Origin of the sequence: Micromonospora sp. NPDC049799 (genome assembly GCF_040656655.1) — a bacterium.
GTDB lineage: Bacteria > Actinomycetota > Actinomycetes > Mycobacteriales > Micromonosporaceae > Micromonospora.
Window position 1 is genome coordinate 1 of the sequence record NZ_JBFAMU010000599.1, and the last position, 2,781, is coordinate 2,781.

5 protein-coding genes are annotated in these 2,781 nt (G+C 71.7%); all 5 read right to left on the minus strand.

The genetic code is table 11. From position 1 onward, the window contains the following. Positions 1 to 486, minus strand: a 486-nt coding sequence (locus AB0I76_RS26960; protein ID WP_357041052.1) for a flavoprotein, incomplete at its 3' end; no start/stop codon positions are given. Between the two features lie 14 nt (positions 487 to 500). After that, entirely contained in the window at positions 501 to 764 is a 264-nt protein-coding gene (gene rpoZ / locus AB0I76_RS26965; RefSeq protein ID WP_007075826.1) for a DNA-directed RNA polymerase subunit omega, read from the minus strand. A gap of 43 nt (positions 765 to 807) precedes the next feature. Continuing rightward, entirely contained in the window at positions 808 to 1,341 is a 534-nt protein-coding gene (locus AB0I76_RS26970) for a guanylate kinase (protein ID WP_357041055.1), read from the minus strand. A gap of 25 nt (positions 1,342 to 1,366) precedes the next feature. After that, a complete protein-coding gene (gene mihF, locus AB0I76_RS26975; RefSeq protein WP_007458370.1) occupies positions 1,367 to 1,684 on the minus strand; it encodes an integration host factor, actinobacterial type in 318 nt (105 codons plus the stop codon). 177 nt (positions 1,685 to 1,861) lie between these two features. Next, positions 1,862 to 2,698, minus strand: coding sequence for an orotidine-5'-phosphate decarboxylase (pyrF, locus tag AB0I76_RS26980; protein WP_357041059.1), 837 nt, complete (start codon positions 2,696 to 2,698; stop codon positions 1,862 to 1,864). Positions 2,699 to 2,781: the final 83 nt, after the last annotated feature.

The window sequence follows — 2,781 nt, forward strand, 5'->3', positions numbered from 1 at the left end:
CGGCAGCCGGCCCTTGCCCGTGTCGGCCCCGGTGAGCCGGCCCACGGCGGGCTCGACGACGCGGACCCCACGCGACCGCAGGGTCGCGACGTTGGCCGCCGTGGCGGGGTGCTCCCACATCTCGGTGTGCATGGCCGGGGCGAGCACCACGGGACACCGCGCGGTGAGCAGCGTGTTGGTGAGCAGGTCGTCGGCGAGGCCGTGCGCGGCCTTCGCGAGCAGGTCCGCGGTGGCCGGCGCGACCACGACCAGGTCGGCCTGCTGGCCGAGGCGGACGTGCGGCACCTCGTGCACGTCGGCCCAGACGTCGTCGGCGACCGGCTGCCCGGACAGGGCCGCCCAGGTCGGCGCCCCGACGAAGCGGAGCGCCGACGCCGTCGGCACGACCCGGACCTGGTGACCCGACTCGGTGAAGAGCCGCAGCAGCTCGCACGCCTTGTAGGCGGCGATGCCGCCACCGACCCCGAGGACGATCCGGGGGGACATCGGTGCCGGGCGGATTACGGCTGGTCGGTCGGCTCGGCGGTGAGCAGGCCCGCGTTGATCTCGCGCATGGCGATGGAGAGCGGCTTCTCCTGCGGGGTCGTCTCGACCAGCGGACCGACGTACTCCAGCAGGCCCTCACCGAGCTGGCTGTAGTAGGCGTTGACCTGGCGCGCGCGCTTGGCCGCGAAGATGACCAGCGCGTACTTCGACGTCGTCTTCTCGAGGAGCTCGTCGATCGGCGGGTTGGTGATGCCTTCGGGGTTGGCGATGGATCCCACGAATTAACCTCTGCGTCTTTCGCACCGCGCGCGGTGCTGGCGGTCAACCGCGCACGCGCGGTCGCGCCGGAGCCAGAAAGGAAGAACCGAACAAGCCTACCAGCTCGTCGACGACCCGCTCGGTCAGGTCGTGCGCGACGGCGAGTTCCGCGACCGCGTGGAGGGCCGGGTCGGGGGCGGTCCCGGGCAGGTGGAGCAGCACCAGCCGGACGTTCGGCAGCGCCGACCGGACCAGGAGCGCGCCGGGCGGGTCCAGGGGCAGCAGCACCGACCGGCCGGCGTCCAGCCAGGCCCGCAGCGGCTCGTACGGCGTGCCGCGCCGGTGCGGCCCGAACCGGCTCCACTCCAGCAGCTCGCCCGCGGCGAGCCGGCGGTCGAACTCCGCCGGGGTCAGGAAGAGCCGGTCGACCCCGTCCACCTCGTGCGGGTGACGGGGCCGGGTGGTGGCCGGCACCGGAACCCACACGGACGGGGAACGCGCCCGGACCGACTCGACGACACTCTCCCTGCCGGAACCCGAAGGTCCGGTGAGGACAGTGAGCCGAGCCGCCGGGCGCGCCCTGTCATCCGTGCTCACTGCTTGTTTCTACACGCTGCCGGCCTCAGTTGGCGGCGAACTCTCCAAGCAGTGCCTTGCGCTGCTGCTCGCCGAGGCCACGCAGGCGACGGCTGTCAGCGATCTTGAGCTTCTCCATGATCTGGGTAGCCCGGATCTTGCCGATGCCCGGCATCGCCTGGAGGACGGCGGACACCTTGAGCTTGCCGACGACATCGTCGGACTCGGCACGCTCGAGGACGGCTCCGAGGGTGGTCTTGCCCTGCTTGAGCTGCTCCTTCAGCTCAGCACGGGCCTTGCGGATCTCCGCGGCCTTCTCCAGCGCGGCTGCGCGCTGCTCAGGGGTCAGTGACGGGAGCGGCACCAGTTCTCCTCAGGTCCCTATCGCGGCGGGCGGGGCGCACCGCCGCACTGTGATACGTGGTGTCGCTGTGAACCAAGGGGTCAATGGTTCCCAGCGCGGGGAAAACTAGCGGTCAACGGAGCTTTCGGCAACGTGGGCACGCGTCGATCAACAGAAAGTGACCGAGTCATCAGTCAGTCAACGGGCAGCCAGGGCGGCCCGGCACTCGGTCAGGACGCGGTCCGCGGCGGCCCGCAGGGCGGCCGGATCCGGACCCGCGCCGAGCACCTCGCGCGAGTACGACGGCAGCACCGCGGGCAGGCTCGACCCGAACACGACGCGCAGGTCCGCGGCCGTGGCCCCCTGCGCACCGAGGCCCGGTGCCAGCAGCGGGCCGTTCACCCCGGCCAGGTCGTGGCCGGTGTCTCCGACCGTCGCCCCGACCACGAGACCCATGCTTCCCAGCGGCTCCGCACCCGCGTTGAGCTGGGAAATCTCGTCGATGACGGTCTGCGCGACGGTGCGCCCGTCGGCCGTCCGCGCACGCTGGACGGCGGCACCCTCCGGGTTCGACGTCAACGCCAGCACGAAGACGCCGCCACCGTGCCGGGCCGCCAGTTCGAACATCGGGGCGAGCGAACCGACGCCCAGGTACGGGCTGGCGGTCACCGCGTCGACATACAGCGGACTCGATGGATCAAGGTAGGCCGAGGCGTAGGCGGCGACGGTCGAGCCGATGTCGCCACGCTTGACGTCGGCGACAACGAGCGAGCCAGTGTTACGTAACTGTCGGATAGTTGACTCAAGGATGGCCACACCTCGGGATCCGAACCGTTCGAAAAAGGCCGACTGGGGCTTGATCACCGCGACCCGGTCACCGAGGGCTTCCACGACTGTTCCGGCGAACCGGTCGAGCCCGCGTACGTCGTCGTCGAGGCCCCACCGGGCCAGCAGACCCGGGTGCGGGTCGATCCCGACGCAGAGCGGCCCCCGCTCGCTCATGGCCCGGTGCAGCCGGGCGCCGAAGGTCTCCATCGCAGTGCCTCCCTCTCCGCGTACCCCGGCGCAGGCCCGCCCGGGCACGTTCCTCGCGCGGGCGACGCGCGCCGCCCGCGTAC